Source organism: Gracilibacillus suaedae (genome assembly GCF_017599345.1).
GTDB classification, from domain to species: Bacteria; Bacillota; Bacilli; order Bacillales; family Amphibacillaceae; genus Gracilibacillus; species Gracilibacillus suaedae.
This window is the reverse complement of sequence record NZ_JAGFVL010000051.1, coordinates 29,510-44,775: the sequence shown is the minus strand read 5'-3', so window position 1 is coordinate 44,775 and position 15,266 is coordinate 29,510. Positions and strand designations below refer to the sequence as shown.

Below are 15,266 nucleotides of genomic sequence, written 5' to 3'. Positions count from 1 at the left end.
TGATAAATTAAAAGCATCTCATCTTCGAGATAAAAGTATACATTTTATCAAATTGGGCAAACCAAATAATATCTAACAAGAAAAGGAGTTTTATCTATATGGTAAAAGTGGCAGTAGTTTATTATAGTTCTACAGGTATAAACTATCAATTAGCAAACTGGGCAGCAGACGCGGTAAAAGAATCAGGAGCAGAAGTAAGAGTGGTACGAGTTGCTGAAACAGCACCAAAAGAAGCGATTGCTCAGAATCCAGGCTGGCAAAAGCACGTGGAAGAAACAAAAGATGTTCCTGTTGCAACAACTGAAGACTTAGAATGGGCAGATGCCATTATCTTTAGCACGCCAACACGTTTTGGAAATGTTGCTTCCCAAATGAAACAATTTATTGACACACAAGGTGGTCTATGGGCATCAGGTAAGACTGTAAACAAAGTAGTAAGTGCCATGACTTCAGCTTCTAATCCCCATGGTGGACAGGAAGCAACTGTGTTAAGCCTTTATACATCTATGATGCATTGGGGTGCTATCATCGTTCCTCCAGGGTATTCTAATGATTCCATTTTTGCCGCTGGCGGTAACCCTTATGGAACAAGTGTTACCCAAAGCCAGGAAGACGGCTCCATGGTTGAAAATGTTCAAGATGCAGTTAAACATCAGGCAAAACGTGTCGTTGAAGTAGCAAGTAAAATTCATGGATAATAATAAATAAACGAATCTCTTTCATTAGAGGTTCGTTTATTTAATGGTCAAAACTTGAAGAAAAACACGAATTATGTCAAAGTAGAAGTTAGCAATATTATATGAAATGTAGGGGGACCGGTGTTGCCGGTTGAGACTGTATCCGTAAGATGCTGACCCTTAGAACCTGATCTGGTTAGCACCAGCGTAGGGAACATATGAGATTAACTATCTATATGCGCCCTAGGCTATAAGTCTAGGGCGCTTTCTTATATGTTCCTCTAAAAAGATAAAATAGGGGGATTCATCATGAAAAAGTTTTTATTTGCAATAATTGGTATGTTTATACTCGCGGGTTGCGGGAACGAAGAAAGCACACCAGCAGAATTGGAAGAAGTTACCTTAGTATTAGATTGGACGCCTAATACTAATCATACCGGCCTTTATGTTGCGGAATCAAAAGAATATTTCGAAGATGAAGGATTAGATGTGGATATAGTCATGCCAGGTGAAGCAGGAGCAGATCAGACTGTAGCTTCAGGGCAAGCGGAATTTGGGATCAGCTATCAGGAACAAGTAACAGAAGCACGTACTCAAGATATTCCGCTCGTTTCAATTGCTGCAGTAATCCAACACAATACCTCGGGATTTGCAGCACCAGTAGAAAAAGAAATTACATCACCTGCTGATTTTGCCGGAAAAACGTATGGTGGTTGGGGGGCTCCTGTTGAATCAGCAGTTATCGATGCATTAATGAAACAGGAAGAGGCATCTGTCGAAGATGTCGAGATTGTGAATATGGGCAATACCGACTTTTTTACAGCAGTAGAGCGTGATGTAGACTTTGCTTGGATTTACTATGGTTGGACTGGAATTGAAGCAGAACTTCGCGGTAAAGAAATTGATATGATCTATCTCACGGACTATTCAGAAAAACTAGACTACTATACACCGGTTATTACAACAAATGAAGAGATGATCGAAGAAAATCCGGAAACAATCAAAAAATTTATGGCTGCAGTTAGTCGTGGTTATCAGGATGCGATAGACAATCCAGAAGAAGCAGCTGATATTTTATTAGAAGCACAGCCAGATTTAGACGAAGAATTAGTTCATGCCAGTCAGGAATGGATATCACCAAGGTACCAAGACGACGCGGATAAATGGGGCGAACAATCAGAAGAAGTTTGGAGCAATTATGCAGAATTCATGTTTGAAAATGACCTGTTAGAACGAGAACTAGAAGTCAACGTAGCATTTACAAACGAATTTTTACCAGAATAATGGAGGGTTATGAATGGCTGAAGCATTAGTTAGTATCCAAATCATTCCTAAGACACCTAAAGGGGAAGATTCAATACCTTTCGTTGATGAAGCAATCAAAATTATTGAAGAATCAGGTGTCAAATATCAAGTTAATCCACTAGAAACCACAATGGAGGGCGATCTAGCAGCATTATTATCTGTTATCGAAAACATGAATCAACGTATGCATGAATTAGATTGCCCAAGTGTTATCTCACAAGTGAAGATTTATTCACAAAAAGATCATGAAGCTTCCATGAGTGAATTGACGAAGAAATATCGTTAAATTTGAAAAGTGTCCAGAAAACTTCCGAAAGTGTCCAGAAAAAGATCAAAAGTGTCCAATAAATCACGAAAAGTGTCCAGTAAACCAATAGGAGCATGCTCTATGTTTAGAAAGTCTTTTTTACCAGTTAGTGTGATCGTCAGTATTTTAATTATATGGGAATTGTCCAGTCGGATATTAGCTATTCCGACCTGGATTCTTCCTGCACCAACTGTCATTATGCAAGAGGCGATCAATGGCTGGAGTAATTATCAGCATCATATCTTTTCAACTGTATTTTTAACTGTGAGCGGATTTGCCATTGGTGTAAGTGTAGGCTTACTCATTGCGGTTATGCTTCATCTATTGCCTAAAATCCGTGAAGCACTCTATCCATTGCTGATTATGTCGCAAAATATTCCGATTATTGTACTCGCACCTTTACTTGTTATTTGGTTTGGATTTGGTATTACGCCTAAACTATTAATTATTACATTAGTATGTTTCTTCCCGGTTGCTGTATCGACAATCGATGGATTAAGACATACAAATCCGGAATTAATTCATTATATGAAAATGGCTGGTGCAACGAAGAAACAAATTTTCACTAAGCTGGAACTGCCTCATGCAGTTCCACAAATGTTTTCCGGACTGAAAATTTCCGCTACCTATAGTGTGATGGGGGCTGTTATCTCGGAATGGTTAGGTGCTAACAAAGGAATTGGTGTATACATGACGCTAGCCTCATCATCATTCCGTACTGATCGAGTTTTTGTAGCGATTTTATTTATTATGATCTTATGTCTGATTTTTTTCACGATTATTATTGCTATGGAAAAAATTATCTTAAAATGGCATCCGGGTAAGGAGGAACAGTAATGAGCACACTAGAACTCGAAAATATTTCGAAAAGCTTTGGTGAAAAAAACATTCTTGATCACTTGGATTTACGCGTGAACGATGGCGAATTCGTTTCTTTACTCGGACCGTCTGGTAGTGGGAAAAGTACTATTTTTCATATGATTGGTGGACTCTATCAAGCCGATCACGGAACGATTCTACTAGATAACGAAGCGATCAATGGTAAAAAAGGATCGATTAGCTATATGCCACAAACCCCATCGCTTTTTCCTTGGCGTACTGTTCTTGAAAATGTGGTGTTGAGTGTGGAGTTACATCAAAAGCCAGATAAACAAAAAGCGCTAGAGATGTTAGAAAGAGCAGGGTTAAAAGATTATGCCAACGCATATCCGCACGAATTATCTGGTGGGATGCGTCAACGTGTTGCGTTTGTTCGAAGTCTTTTAAGCCCACAATCTTTTATCTGTTTAGATGAACCTTTTTCAGCATTAGATGAGTTCACAAGGTTAGAAATGCAAAAATGGTTATTAACTATTTGGGAACAAGAAAGGCCATCTGTTTTATTTGTTACCCATCATATTGAAGAAGCGATTTTTTTATCAGACCGAGTGCTTGTTTTAGGTTCTAAGCCTGCCAATGTTATCAAGGAATTCACGATTGATTTCAAACGTCCGAGAAATGAAGAATTAACTTTAACGCAGGAATTCCTCGAAAAAAAGAAGGAAATCTATCAGACATTACGAGGTGTATTAGATGATTGATGCACATATTCACTTGGATTGGTATCAGCCCAATGAGCAAAAAAAGATCATGGATACGTTAGAAGTGGATGGAATGATTGCAGTATCCAGTAATCTAACAAGCTGTGAAAAAGTTTGGCAATTAGCGGAGCAATATCCAACTGTTTATCCAGCGTTTGGCTGGCATCCGGAACAATCACTCCCGACTGATCAAGAAATAGCGCACATTGAAACTTTGATTCATGAGCATCATGAGAAGATAGTTGCCATTGGAGAAGTCGGACTTCCTTTTTACAAAAGAAAAGATGAACCTAGTCTCGATCTTCAACCATATATCGACATATTAGAGCGATTCATGGCCCACGCTGTACAATATGATTTGCCGATTGTATTGCATGCTGTGTATGATGATGCTGCATTAGTATGTGATTTATTAGCAAGGTATGGTGTAAAGCGTGCCCATTTTCATTGGTTTAAAGGAGATGCTGCTACAATTAAGCGGATGATCGAGGCAAATTATATGATCTCTGTGACACCAGATTGTTTCTATGAAAAAGAGATTCAGGATTTAATGGAAAGCTACCCTATTGAATTGATGATGGTAGAAACGGATGGTCCATGGCCGTTTGAAGGGCGATTTCAGGGGGAAATGACACATCCGAATATGATCAAAGAAGTGATTAAACAAATAGCAAAAATTAAACAGTTACCCATACAACATGTAAAAGACCAAGTAGAACAGAATACAAAATTATTTTATCGCATATACAATCAGTGATAAAAATATGCCCGAAAGGTCATCTGATGACCTTTCGGGCTTTCCTTCACTACTCACAAGCTACACCATCACCATCGCCATCCATATGGCTACCATACCCAGCATCATCTTCATGCAAAGGAGTTACACCGGCTTCACGTGCCTCTGAGCAATTAGCATAATAAACATCCTCATCTGGAGTCTCTTCTTCTTGTTTTTCTGTAGAAGCATCTTCATGGTTGAAGCCATCTTCCGTTACATATCCATCGATACTCCAGATTCCAATCCCTGCTTCGCGTGCTCGTTGTTCTGCTTGCTTCATTTCATCTTGATGAGTGTAAGGCGGGTCATAGACATAAGCATAGCGTGCTAATCCTTCTTCTAATAATAGTTGATTAAAATTTTCCCCATCCACCCAAATATAGCCAAGAAGTCGATCATAGTTATCTCGTTCTGGTCCATCGAATTCGATTTGAATTTCTTTTCCTGCCAGTTTTTCCACTGCAAAATCAGATGCTTCCGGACCATAAGGTTGAACAGGAAGGTTAGGGTGTTTGGTTTCAGGTGTATCGACTAATAAAAGTCTTACAGTTTCTTCCTGACCATCTAATTCAATATGGACTGTATCCCCGTCAACTACACGATTGACAGTAGCCGTGGCGAAATTTTCATCTTTTGCTGTTTTTAAAGCTTCAGGCTCTTTTACAGGTGTCTCGCTATCCTGAGACATTGTTTCTTCGGTAGTATTGTCCGCTGCTGGTGTTTCAGCTTGGTCCTCTTCGATCGTCGCAGTACCACACCCAGCTAGTATCATCATAACAAAAAGTAAACTGATCAACCATTTTTTCATCAACATGATGTATCCCCCTGTTGTCTTCTTCATCTCTGAAAATAAGTTTACTATATGGAGGGATAGTTTAAAAGCCTTTTTTCAGTTATGATAGGAAGGGAAAGGAGTATATAATGAGAAAAATAGTTATCATTCTGATTGGACTGGCATTCACTTTTTTTGTTATACATACGATCGTTATTATTATTGATGGATTAACCGATGAAGATGAACGATCTGAAGTTGGTGTAGTCCTTGGTAATAAAGTTAATGAAGATGGCACACCTTCACCAAGACTGCAAGCTCGTCTTGATAAAGCTTATAATTTGTATATTAATAATTTACTAGACACGATTATTGTCAGTGGTGGTGTAGGGAGAGAAGGGTATGATGAAGCAGTAGTAATGAAAGCATATTTAATCGAAAAAGGTGTACCTGAAACATCGGTCATAACTGATAATAATGGCTATAATACGAGAATGACGGCGGAGAACAGCTTGGAGATCGTTCAACAACATGATTTGTCAACAGACAATATAACGGTTATTACGCAATTTTTTCATATTTCTAGGACTAAACTGGCTATGAAACAGCAAGGTTTTGAGGAAGTATATGGTGGACATGCAGAATATTTTGAATGGCGAGATATTTACTCTACCATTCGTGAATTTCCTGCTTTTTATAAATATCTTATATTTTAAACTTCTTCATCATTCTCGAACTGACGGTAAACTAAATATAATAACAAACAGGCAGCCATAGCTAAGGAACCCCAGCCAAGAGTTTGTTGTTCAATAATTAAATAATTATTGCAAATTTGCTCATCTACCCAAATATAAAGAAAACCAGTGACGATCAAAGTAGCAAATAAATAGATCAAAAAAATAAATTGTCCATGGTTTCTGATCTTTCGCCAGCTATCACGAAGCGGTATACCTACTAAAAAAGGCAGACTGATAAACTTAAAGATTTCTACATAGGAATGGGCTAAAGCATCATCCATTGCCCGAGGAATTTGCCAATAGGACCAGATTAAGATAACTAACAAGATGCCTGGAATTCCTGAATGATTCCATTTCATGAAAAAGCTTGGAAACTTCTTGTGATAAAAAGGTGTCATCAGAAACCCAGCAAAAACAAATAAAGGCATTTGTGTGTGCATATGAAAGATCATAATCGACTCTAATAAATTAGCAACAGGAGGTAATATTAAAAAAATAAATAATAGAAGACCATACTTTGCCTGTTTCATGCTGAATCTCCTCCGATCACAGATTTAATTCGTTCTACTGCCTGATCAATTTCGGTGTAATCCATTACATCGATTAAATAACCATCCCTGTCAACTAAATAAAAAGCTGTATTGTGTTGGAAATTACCATAATCATCTGGAATCACGATAACACCAAGTTGGTCTAGTAACTTATCTAATGCTTGCTGCTCATTTATTCGTGCCATACGCCATGTTTCACCATCACTGTCAAAATAACTCCGATATTTTTCAAGTGTTTCTGGATCATCATGTTCGGTGTCAAAGCTAATACTTAAAAATTGAATGTCATTTTTGATCATGGAAACTGGTAATTGCTGATAAACCTCTTGCATATTACGTTCTAATTGTGGACAGACAGTAGCACAATTAGTATACATAAACGTAATAAATAAATATTTATTTTGTTGTAACTCCTCCATTGAATAGGTACGACTTTTGCTATCTTCTAAGACTACGTTAGGTACTTGAGGTTGTTCTTTGATTAATTGGTTTGTGCGTGCTTGTTCCGTTGTAAAAGCTTGAAAGCCATCTGTGCCAACCAAGAAAACAGCCAACCCAAAAAGTATGATAACAACAACTGCGATTCTTTCATGATTAGTCAAACCAAGCACCACCTTTTGCTATAGATTGAGTAGAGACTAAGACGAATTATTTGATAAGACATCCATAACCATATACAAGTTTTGGTTCGCTAGTTATGTGTTTTGTTTCATAGGATAAGTGAAAATATGCCTGGAAGTGGAACACATATCCCGTGAAGAGAATTTCTGTTCCCTGGAAAAAGCTCTCTCTTCCATGGATAAGTGAAGATATCCATGGAAGCGGAACATATATCCCGGTAAGAGAAAATCTTTCCCTAGAAAAAACTCTCTCTTCCATGGATAAATGAAAATATCCAAGGAAGAGTTGAGAACCTATCTAGCTATTCAAACTATCTATACGAAAATCATGAAATGTCCTTCCCTTCATATAATCAAATGGTTACCACGTTTTGATCGGTGGAGATCCCGGAGGTGCATTAACAATCATGTCTACAATTGGAATCACGTATGCCATTGCAACAACAGCAAGTAAGACAATAGCCCATAATCCCCAACGTTCTGTCCACATCGGTACTTTTGGTTGATTATCTTCAGGCTCTGCGACTGGATATTCTGTTTTGCCTTTTGGAGCAAAGAACATCATATTAAACACGGCAAACACCTGAATAATGACACCGATTAAAAGCAGGGTCGCACCAGTAGCGAAGACATACTCATATGGCAACCAGCTTAAGGCAGTATCATGACCAGCATAGGTTGTATCAGAAGTACGACGAGGATCTCCGACTAAGCCAGCTAAATGCATGGAACCAGCCATAATCGTCATGCCAATCGTCCAAATCCAAGTTTGAATTACACCAATCTTATTCATTTTCGGTGTTAATTGGCGTTTAGATAAGTGCGGGATTAACCAGTAACAAATACCGAAGAATGTAAGCACAACTGATACCCCCACGGTGACGTGGAAGTGTCCGACCACCCACATCGTATTATGAATGACTTGGTTCATTTGATTACTAGTGTTGACGATTCCACCTGCACCACCTGGGATAAAGGCGATCATCGCTATCATTGGGGCAAGGAAACGAACATCTCCCCATGGTAGCTTCTTAAACCACCCAAATAATCCTTTTCCACCTTTTTTACGTCCTGCTTTTTCTAATACATAGAACATGGCAAAGGCAGTCATCAAGGAAGGAACTGCAATCGACAGGCTCATGAAGACGTGTAAGAATTTAATCGATGTTGAAATAGCAGGATCAATAATTTGATGGTGGAAACCACCTGGAATGTTTAATACAACAAGTAAAATAACCACTAGTCGAATTAATTTTTCATTGAAATGTTTGCCTCCCGCAATTTTCGGCACAATAATATACCATGCAGAGATAGCAACAAGATACCAAATGTTAACAAGGGTATGACCAAACCACCAAAATAATGTTCTTGTTACCATTACATTAATCGTTTCCACCCATCCTAATACCCATGGGATAATCATAAATACTTCAATAGTTACACCGAGACTTGCGAAAAACCATAGTACAAACACACCCATTGCAAAGAAAGCTAGAATCGGTGTTGGTTGGCCCGGATTTTCTCTTCGCCAATGACGATAGTTGATAAATACACCAAAATCTACAGACCAAATACCTAACACTATTAGAACTAATCCGATGTAAAATACTGGGTGTGCTGCTAAAGGTGGGTAGAAAGTGTATAGTACAGATGCTTCACCTAAAACAATCATGGTTACGGTAAGCACAACACCAACAACCTTAAAGGCGATACCCATCCATATCATTTTACGAACTTTTAGTAATAACCCATTAAAAGAATGGGAGAGATTGGCAAGTTGGTACCCGATTGTGAATGTAGCAGTAAATACAACTAACAATAAAAGTCCGTGTGCGGTTAAGACTTGATAATAATTAAATCCTCCCGGTAACGAATAAAGACCGGCGCGCTCTAAACCTTGAATTAACCCTAATAAACCACCAATTAATAATGTTGCAAATGAAATGGTGAAATAAGTGAGCGAAATTTTAGCATCTTGAGGGTTAACTCCTAATTTACTTAATACATTTTCTTTAAATCCAACATTTTTTGCCTGTTCCATTTTTGCCCCTCCTTACTTCACTGTAATGGTTGTAAACATTGCTTGATGTCCAGCGCCACAATATTCATTACATAAAACTAAATACTCACCAGGTTCATCAAATGTTTGTGTAATTTTTTGAATATGGCCAGGTAAAACCATCGCATTTAGATTGGTTCCCGGAATTTGAACACCGTGTGACACATCTTTCGAGGTCATCGTAAATTCGACCTCTGCTCCAACCGGCACTTCGACATTTCCAGGGTTAAACGCAAAAGCTTCTAATGTCATAACTAGTTCATATTTGTTGTCCCCAAGATCAATTAAGCCCGGATTATCAAATGGAGCGGTTTGTTCAACTTTTTGTGGATCGATCGTTTCTTTATGGCTTGGTGGCCCCATCCCTAAAGCATAGGTTTGGTAACCGACAATTACCATAAAGATAACGAGAATCCCAACACTAACTGTCATCCAAATTTCTTCTAACTTACTCATTAATTTATTCCCTCCTTCAAATATGAATGTTTTGTGAAGAATATAACGTAATAGTAGATAAATAAAGAAACCAATCGTTATAATGGAGTCATAGATCACACTCTAGCCATATAAATTGCAAATACACCTGCCCACATTAAAATAATGATTAAAGCAACAATAGTGACAGAGGCGATCGTTCCTGACATGGAATGCTTTGATTTCTTTGTGTTGGAATACATTTTGTGAACCTCCTATCTATTGGATTTGACTCAAGCATAGGATATTTTGATTGGATATAAAGTGAGCCATATCACAATCTGAGTGTGATTAAAATCATATTAATGTTGTGTGTAATCGTTTATGATGTAAGTGGTTGACAAACTAAATGGAATAGAAAGGGGAAAAACAATCATGAAAAAAATACTTTTAAGCATGATGACATTATCATTAGCACTTGTACTTGCAGCTTGTGGTGGCGGTGATAATGAAGGAAGTTCAAATAATGATGGAGAAGCTGGAGAAACTGCAAGCGGTGATGGTGAAACAGTAGATATTCAGGCATCTAACTGGCAATTTGATCAAGAAGAATATACGGTACCAGCTGGTGAAGTTACAGTAAACCTAACGAACGAAGAAGGTTTCCACGGTATTGAAATAGAAGGTACTGATATTGCATTGGATGATGCAGGTTCTGAAACAGCAACTTTAGAAGCAGGCGAGTATACGATCAGATGTTCAGTGCCCTGTGGTGCTGGTCACGAAGATATGGTGGCAACATTGATAGTAGAATAATAATGCATAAAAGGTCTCCTAGTATTAGGGGGTCTTTTTTTGCTTTAGAAAACATATAAGAAAATGAAAATTTTGAAGTAGGCGCTCTCCACTTTTCTTATGTTAGAATATGTAGTACGAACGACTATCTACAAAAAAGGGGTTTTCTATGAATATCCATATTCTATATGAAGACAATCACTTGCTAATGGTGGAAAAACCTGTCAATGTACCTGTGCAGAAAGATCAAAGTAATGATGAGGATTTTCTCACTATTTTAAAAGAAGATATCAAAATCCGCTATCAGAAGCCTGGTAATGTTTATTTAGGGCTAGTCCATCGGTTAGATCGGCCAGTTGGTGGTGTTATGGTATTTGCGAAAACATCAAAGGCTGCATCCCGATTATCTAATTCAATCCGAAAAAATGAATTAAACAAAACATATTTGGCTGTTGTCAGAGGAGTTCCGGCGCCTGCTGAGGAGTGGGTCGATTTTTTGTGGAAAGATCGTCGTCACAATATTGTCACGGTTTCGTCAAAAAATAATTCAAAAGCAAAAAAAGCTGTACTGGATTATCAACTTATAGCAAGTGATAAAGGTTTGAGCTTGGTAAAAATCAATTTACATACTGGCCGCCCACATCAGATTCGAGTTCAGTTTGCTTCACGGGGATATCCACTATATGGCGATCAGAAATATGGGGCAAAGGTAAACAAGCCTGGTCAGCAAATTGCGTTATGGTCGCATGAATTACGACTTATTCATCCGGTTCGTAAAGAGGACATCAGTGCGGTTTCCTTTCCACCTGATCAGTTCCCATGGTCAAATTGGAAAGCTCTGCTTACAAAATAGAGAGGAAGAACAGTATGGAGTTTGGAGTGTATAGTTTATCTGAAATTTTAGAAAACCCGAAAACCAAGCAAACGATAACGACAAAAGAACGTGTCAATATGTTAGTGGAAATGGCCCGATATGCAGATCAGTTAGAATTAGACCTTTTTGGTGTGGGAGAGCATCATCGCTTAGATTACGCGGTTTCCTCGCCACAAATGCTTCTTTCTGCTATTTCCCAGCAAACAAGTAAGATCAAATTAACAGCGTTGACCTCCTTATTAAATACAGCAGATCCCGTACGGTTATTCGAAGATTTTGCGACCTTAGATTTGCTGTCAGGCGGTCGTGTGGAATTTACGGCAGGGAGAGGTGCATTTGTCGAATCCTTTCCATTGTTTGGGTACAGTGAAAAGGATTACGACGAACTCTTTGACGAACATTTACAACTATTTTTACAGCTGAATCAACAAGAAAGAGTAACATGGAAAGGTAAATTCCGACCAGCTATACAAGCGGCAGAGATTGCACCACGTCCACTACAGAACAGATTACCAATTTCGATCGGAGTTGGTGGAACAATTGAGAGTGCTGAACGTGCAGGTCGCAATAGTTGCGGTTTAACAGTTGTGATGATTGGTGGAATTGCTAAAAAGTATCAACGATTAGTTCACCGTTATCATGAAGTCTATCAAGGGGAAAGCCCAGCAGTTGCTATAGCAGGTCATACGATGATTCGTGAAACCGAATTGGAGTTAGAACAGGACTTCTATCCCTATTATGCTAACTATTGGAAACATTTAACGAAACAAGGAATCGGTGGTGCAATGGGCACTGCTCGAACAGATTTAGAATTTATCACAAGTAAAGAATCGACGTTATTTGTAGGTACACCAGAACAAATGGTAGAAAAAATTATTTACCAACATCAGTTGTTTCATCATGATCGATTTCATGCACAAGTTGATTTTGGTGGGCAACCGATCGAATCAGTCAAACAAACGATGGATTTACTAGTCCATAAAGTTGTACCAGAAGTAAAGCGAAGGTTGAAAGATACACCAAATAAATAACGGATCCGACAGTAAACGCTCAAGTTCATCATGAACATGAGCGTTTACTGTTTTCCTTATTTGGTTGCAGCCATGCATCTAACACAAAATAGTAAACAGCAGTGGCAAGGGCTAAATGTAACACCCCCCAGAGCATATCTATCTGGGTCAAGATAGTGATAATACCAGCCGCCATTTGGATAACGAATAAAAGGATTGCAATCAGTATGGAACGGTTGCGATAGATAAAAGCGACAAAAATGAGATAAACAAAACTAATAAGCGCAAAAACTCGATGAATGGTTTGTATCCATTCTACTAAGGAGTTTGGCATAAATGTGCCGTGACAATCCAACCAACTACACGCTAGACCAATTGATGTATGTTTGACATAGGCGCCCAATCCTATTGTGCTAAGTAGCGCCAATAACAATATCGGCAAATGTATTGTCTTTTTTCCTTTAAGAAAAGTGCCATTTGTATGGTGATAGAGGTAAATTAATAATCCGGAAAAAATCATGGCTAATACAAGGTGTAGTGTTACAACAAGAGCAGGTAAATCTAAGATGACTACGACAGCACCAGCTAGAATTTGAAATAGGAGTAACAAATAACTGTTTAACGTAATAGTTTTAAGATGATGGTATCGTTTCTTCTTATAGATATGTAGGACAATCTGGCTGAAGAGTAAAAACAAAACAAGTCCAATCACACGATGGGCAAACTCGATTAAAGTATCACCCTGTAATTCGGGTATTACCGCTCCATTACATAATGGCCATTCCGGTCCACATCCCATTCCTGATTCCGACGATGCTACATAACCGCCAAATACAATCAACAAATACGTTAAAACAATGACTACAAGTAATTTAATCTTCAACAAATCATTCCCTCCTTCTGCGATAACATATCATGTTTTGATGAACGGAATTGTGATCTCAAACACTCATAGCGTAAAAATGTGACCAAAATCACTTCTTTTTTAATTGATAATGATTATCATAGAGGGAGACTTCCATTAGTGGGTGTCTTATGGATAATTAACACCTTGTTAAAGAGGGCAGGAGGGATAATGATGACGGAAGAATATGTTGAACTAGATGTCCGTGAAGATTTAGCGTTAAAAAAAGAACCATTCGATAAAATTATGGGAACTGTTAAAGGTTTAAAAGAGAATCAAGCTTTGATACTACATGCGCCATTCAATCCGATACCATTGCATAAACTATTAGGACGTAAAGGATTTACTTATCAAGTTGAGAAAATCGAAAGGAAACATTGGAAAGTCATCTATCGAAAAGAGGTGAAGGCTGATGATCATATTGGATAATAGAGGGATGGAGCCACCTCAACCAATGGTTCGCACCTTGAAACAATTAGAAGCGATGACAGTTGGTGAGCAGCTGATGATTATCAATGACCGAAGACCAATGTTTTTATATGCGGAATTAGATGAACTGGGCTTTGATTATGTAACAGGACCCCAACAAGATGGCAGTTTTAAGATAATCATTACAAAGCGTGGTGAGTAAAATGATGCCAACTGGAAACATCAAGAGTACGACAGATATTCGCCTGCCGTTAAGTTTTATTGTTTTTGGTTTAGTGGCTTTTGTAGTTGCACAGATTATCTTTTTTTGGAACAGTGCATCGCTTTTACAGGGGCAATTTCGCATACCTGAAATTTGGTCTGCAGTCCATCTATTGCTACTAGGATTTGCGATGATTGTTGCGATGGGAGCAATGTACCAACTTGTTCCTGTTGTGTTTTTAACAAGTATTTGGCGAGAAAAACTAGGGTATTTCCCATTATTATGCAGTTGTTCTGGTGTGGTTATCTTTGCCGGTTTATTAGCAATAAGTCCTGCCCAATCCATTTATGGAGCGGTCATTGTTGTAATGGGGATATGTATGTTTTTGCTACAAATGGCTATTACGCTTCGTCAAACAGAGAAAAAATCAATTATGTATGCCTTTATTCTGACAGCGCTAGTTATGCTCTTTTTTACAATCGCAGCCGGTTTTTTGCTCGCTTATAGTTTTGCAACAAAAGGTATGCCATTCCATGAATCGATTTTTTATACCCATATCTTGTTCGGAGTAGTGGGATGGTTTAGTCTGCTGATCTTTGGCTTTTCTTATAAATTGGTTCCTATGTTCAGTTTATCACATGATTATCCTACTCATTACGGCAAATATGCGATCTGCAGTTATATCATGGGATTGCTATTTGTATCTGTTTCGTTTTGGATACAAATAGCATATGTACAAGCAATCGGTTTTCTTTTATTAGCAAGTGGTTTCACATTATTCACCTATAATATGAAGATAATCTATCGAAATCGTTTGAAAAGAAAATTAGACAAAGCCTTTGTTTTTTCCTTGTTTGCAATTTTAATTGGGAACGTTATCCACATTATTGCTGTGATTTTTGCTTTTATAGGTCTACAATCAGCCTTTCATTGGGGTATTCTTTTATTTAGTTATATTATGTGTTGGATTGTCTTCAGTATTTTAGGTTATTTATATAAAATTGTCCCGTTTTTATGGTGGACCAAACAATATGCAGACTATATAGGGAAAGAAAAAGTACCGACTTTAAAAGAGATGATCAATGAGAAATTAGCAGTAGTACTTTTTGCAGTTTTAACCATTAGTGTAGTCGGATTGATTGGATCGATGTTAGCTCAAATTGGAGTAGGTGTGTGGTTAGCGCAAGGCGTTATGATGATTGTGTCTATGGTATATGCGCAATCAATGATATTGGTTTTATTTAAATAGAGG

The 15,266-nt window shown here is 38.0% G+C and carries 20 protein-coding genes and 1 riboswitch; of the genes, 13 read left to right on the top strand and 7 right to left on the bottom strand.

The genetic code is table 11. The annotated features are described in order from the left end of the window. The first annotated feature begins 98 nt into the window (after positions 1-98). The 6 genes from wrbA (at position 99) to J5J03_RS15005 (ending at position 4,626) form a co-directional block, all read left to right on the top strand. Positions 99-698, top strand: a complete 600-nt coding sequence (wrbA, locus tag J5J03_RS15030; protein ID WP_208590614.1) for an NAD(P)H:quinone oxidoreductase — start codon at positions 99-101, stop codon at positions 696-698. Positions 699-798: 100 nt separating this feature from the next. Continuing rightward, positions 799-908, top strand: a riboswitch (TPP riboswitch). A gap of 78 nt (positions 909-986) precedes the next feature. After that, positions 987-1,961 carry an ABC transporter substrate-binding protein gene (locus J5J03_RS15025; RefSeq protein WP_208590613.1) on the top strand — a complete coding sequence of 325 codons (975 nt, stop codon included), beginning with the start codon at positions 987-989 and terminating at the stop codon, positions 1,959-1,961. A 13-nt stretch (positions 1,962-1,974) separates the two neighbouring features. Then, positions 1,975-2,268, top strand: coding sequence for an MTH1187 family thiamine-binding protein (locus tag J5J03_RS15020; protein ID WP_208590612.1), 294 nt, complete (start codon positions 1,975-1,977; stop codon positions 2,266-2,268). A gap of 102 nt (positions 2,269-2,370) precedes the next feature. Next, complete coding sequence (locus J5J03_RS15015; RefSeq protein WP_208590611.1) at positions 2,371-3,126, top strand: ABC transporter permease; 756 nt, start codon at positions 2,371-2,373, stop codon at positions 3,124-3,126. Next, positions 3,126-3,869 (top strand): ABC transporter ATP-binding protein, encoded by a 744-nt coding sequence (locus J5J03_RS15010; protein WP_208590609.1) that lies wholly within the window; start codon positions 3,126-3,128, stop codon positions 3,867-3,869. The genes J5J03_RS15015 and J5J03_RS15010 overlap by 1 nt, the downstream gene beginning before the upstream one ends. After that, entirely contained in the window at positions 3,862-4,626 is a 765-nt protein-coding gene (locus tag J5J03_RS15005) for a TatD family hydrolase (RefSeq protein WP_208590607.1), read from the top strand. Before J5J03_RS15010 ends, J5J03_RS15005 begins: the two co-directional genes overlap by 8 nt. Positions 4,627-4,675: 49 nt before the next feature. Here the strand turns inward: J5J03_RS15005 and J5J03_RS15000 are convergent, their stop codons facing one another. Continuing rightward, positions 4,676-5,461: a thermonuclease family protein gene (locus J5J03_RS15000; RefSeq protein ID WP_208590605.1), complete on the bottom strand. Its 786-nt coding sequence runs from the start codon at positions 5,459-5,461 to the stop codon at positions 4,676-4,678. A gap of 107 nt (positions 5,462-5,568) precedes the next feature. Between J5J03_RS15000 and J5J03_RS14995 the strand changes: the two genes are divergently transcribed. Further along, on the top strand, positions 5,569-6,135 hold the full coding sequence (locus J5J03_RS14995) for a YdcF family protein (RefSeq protein ID WP_208590604.1): 567 nt from the start codon (positions 5,569-5,571) through the stop codon (positions 6,133-6,135). Here J5J03_RS14995 and J5J03_RS14990 read toward each other — a convergent pair. The 5 genes from J5J03_RS14990 to J5J03_RS14970 form a co-directional block, all read right to left on the bottom strand. Further along, on the bottom strand, positions 6,132-6,686 hold the full coding sequence (locus J5J03_RS14990) for a hypothetical protein (protein ID WP_208590603.1): 555 nt from the start codon (positions 6,684-6,686) through the stop codon (positions 6,132-6,134). The genes J5J03_RS14995 and J5J03_RS14990 overlap by 4 nt on opposite strands. Continuing rightward, a complete protein-coding gene (locus J5J03_RS14985) occupies positions 6,683-7,309 on the bottom strand; it encodes an SCO family protein (protein WP_208590602.1) in 627 nt (208 codons plus the stop codon). Before J5J03_RS14985 ends, J5J03_RS14990 begins: the two co-directional genes overlap by 4 nt. Positions 7,310-7,688: 379 nt before the next feature. After that, on the bottom strand, positions 7,689-9,368 hold the full coding sequence (locus J5J03_RS14980) for a cbb3-type cytochrome c oxidase subunit I (protein ID WP_208590601.1): 1,680 nt from the start codon (positions 9,366-9,368) through the stop codon (positions 7,689-7,691). A 12-nt stretch (positions 9,369-9,380) separates the two neighbouring features. Then, the gene (locus J5J03_RS14975; RefSeq protein WP_208590600.1) at positions 9,381-9,842 is read right to left on the bottom strand and encodes a cytochrome c oxidase subunit II; all 462 of its coding nucleotides are present in this window, start codon (positions 9,840-9,842) and stop codon (positions 9,381-9,383) included. A gap of 95 nt (positions 9,843-9,937) precedes the next feature. Further along, positions 9,938-10,063: a cytochrome C oxidase subunit II gene (locus J5J03_RS14970; protein WP_163581860.1), complete on the bottom strand. Its 126-nt coding sequence runs from the start codon at positions 10,061-10,063 to the stop codon at positions 9,938-9,940. Between the two features lie 172 nt (positions 10,064-10,235). Here J5J03_RS14970 and J5J03_RS14965 point away from each other — a divergent pair, with 172 nt between their 5' ends. From J5J03_RS14965 to J5J03_RS14955, 3 genes are all read left to right on the top strand, one after another. Next, a complete protein-coding gene (locus J5J03_RS14965) occupies positions 10,236-10,616 on the top strand; it encodes a cupredoxin domain-containing protein (RefSeq protein ID WP_208590598.1) in 381 nt (126 codons plus the stop codon). Positions 10,617-10,764: 148 nt separating this feature from the next. Next, positions 10,765-11,448, top strand: coding sequence for an RluA family pseudouridine synthase (locus J5J03_RS14960; protein WP_208590597.1), 684 nt, complete (start codon positions 10,765-10,767; stop codon positions 11,446-11,448). 14 nt (positions 11,449-11,462) lie between these two features. Beyond that, a complete protein-coding gene (locus J5J03_RS14955; RefSeq protein ID WP_208590596.1) occupies positions 11,463-12,500 on the top strand; it encodes an LLM class flavin-dependent oxidoreductase in 1,038 nt (345 codons plus the stop codon). 28 nt (positions 12,501-12,528) lie between these two features. Here the strand turns inward: J5J03_RS14955 and J5J03_RS14950 are convergent, their stop codons facing one another. Then, on the bottom strand, positions 12,529-13,365 hold the full coding sequence (locus J5J03_RS14950; protein ID WP_208590595.1) for a COX15/CtaA family protein: 837 nt from the start codon (positions 13,363-13,365) through the stop codon (positions 12,529-12,531). Between the two features lie 192 nt (positions 13,366-13,557). Here J5J03_RS14950 and J5J03_RS14945 point away from each other — a divergent pair, with 192 nt between their 5' ends. From J5J03_RS14945 to J5J03_RS14935, 3 genes are read left to right on the top strand one after another with little or no spacing between them, the layout of a single operon-like run. Then, complete coding sequence (locus tag J5J03_RS14945) at positions 13,558-13,812, top strand: DUF2249 domain-containing protein (protein WP_208590594.1); 255 nt, start codon at positions 13,558-13,560, stop codon at positions 13,810-13,812. Beyond that, a complete protein-coding gene (locus J5J03_RS14940; protein ID WP_208590654.1) occupies positions 13,799-14,014 on the top strand; it encodes a DUF2249 domain-containing protein in 216 nt (71 codons plus the stop codon). Before J5J03_RS14945 ends, J5J03_RS14940 begins: the two co-directional genes overlap by 14 nt. A 4-nt stretch (positions 14,015-14,018) precedes the next feature. Further along, positions 14,019-15,263, top strand: a complete 1,245-nt coding sequence (locus J5J03_RS14935; RefSeq protein ID WP_208590593.1) for a hypothetical protein — start codon at positions 14,019-14,021, stop codon at positions 15,261-15,263. Positions 15,264-15,266 lie beyond the last annotated feature (3 nt).